Source organism: Raoultibacter timonensis, from assembly GCF_900240215.1.
GTDB classification, from domain to species: Bacteria; Actinomycetota; Coriobacteriia; order Coriobacteriales; family Eggerthellaceae; genus Raoultibacter; species Raoultibacter timonensis.
In genome coordinates, this window is sequence record NZ_LT964685.1 from 1 (window position 1) to 1,518 (window position 1,518).

Sequence of the window (1,518 nt, forward strand, 5' to 3'; positions counted from 1 at the left end):
CCAGGCTGCGGCGACCTACGACCGGGCGCTCTTCCTGAAAGACGAGCTTCCCAAACGCAAGCTTCTGCGGTATCCGCCCTACGTGCGCATGGCCAACGTGCTCGTATGGGGCAAAGACGAGCGGGAGGTCGAGAGGACGGCCCGCGAGCTTTCCGTCGATATCGAGCGCACGGTTTCCGAGCAGGCGGGCGGCTCGTGGACGGTGCTGTCCGCCAACCCCTGCACGCTTTCCCGCTTGAGGGGAACGTACCGCTGGCATATTGTGGTGAAGGCTCCCGCGGGCGAGAACGTATCGGGGGTGCTCCTGCCGCTGTTCCGCAAGCGCAAGGCGAGCAAGACCGTCAACGTTGCCATCGACGTCGATCCCCACGACATGCTGTAGACCGACTGTTACTGTCTTTTCCCATCGATGAGCGCTACCCTAACGGTAACGGTTGATTGTCAGTCGCCTTCGAGCTGTTCGGTAGGTTATAACATAAATTTCGGATCGGTTCGCGCATGCGCGATTCGGTGGGTTTCAGCGTGTTGTTGGAAGGATGGTATTCATCGATGAGAAGGCTTGCGGCCGTTGCTTTGGCGGCGATCCTTGCCGTTGCCGCGCTTCCCTGTTCGGCGTTTGCCGCGGGGGAGGCTGCGATATCCGATGCGAGCGCGTACGGCTCCCGATCGTCGAGCTCCGATGCGGCATCCGGCGCCGATACCACGCGGGACTCGTCCGCCCGAGCCGATCTTCCCGACGTCGACATGCACGCCGATTCGGGCCGCACGCTCAAAGTTGCGTTCCCTCAGGCCAGGGGAATCAGCGAGACCGACCAGAACGGCATCCACACGGGAAGCTTCTACGATTGGCTCGTCGAGATATCGAAGTATACGGGTTGGAACTACGAGTTCGTAACCGGTGATATCGAAGAACTGCTGCCCGGCATGCTGGCGGGAGAATACGACCTGATGGGAGGTATGTTCTATCGGGAAGAGCTCGCCGAGGACATCATCTACCCCGATTACATCATGGGCTCGAACTACTCGGTGCTGCTGTACAAGAAGACCAACACCGACATCAAGAGCTTCGATCTGAACACCCTGAACGGCAAGACCGTCGGCGTGCTCGGCAAGGCGTCCGACAAGATCGACCGCCTTACGAACTTCTTGGAGTTCAATAGCATCGAATGCGGTATCCGCTACTACGACGACGAGGAATCCTACCTGCGCTGCCTCGATAACGGCGAGGCGGATATCATGCTGAGCAGCGATATCGAGATGCGCGACGATTGCGATGTGGCCGCCCGCTTCAAGGCGGAACCCTGCTACATCGTGGCGGCGGGCGACGAGCCGGAGATCGCATCCGAGCTGAACCAGGCGATGACCAACATCTATTCCGCCGATCCGAGCTTCGCCGACGAGCTCTACGACAAGTACTTCTCCGATGTCCACGTGAACTCGATCAGCTTCACCGAAGAGGACCGCGCCTTCGTGGAGCAGGCGCCGACCATCCGCGTTGCCGTGGTGGGCGATCTGTAC

The 1,518-nt window shown here is 60.1% G+C and carries 1 protein-coding gene and 1 pseudogene; both read left to right on the forward strand.

What is annotated here, in order from left to right; genetic code table 11:
- Positions 1–382, forward strand: a pseudogene (locus C1722_RS17070) (replication restart helicase PriA); the annotation flags it as partial.
- 167 nt (positions 383–549) lie between these two features.
- Positions 550–1,518 (forward strand): substrate-binding periplasmic protein (locus C1722_RS16380; protein ID WP_180995341.1); only part of this gene is annotated, 969 nt, incomplete at its 3' end.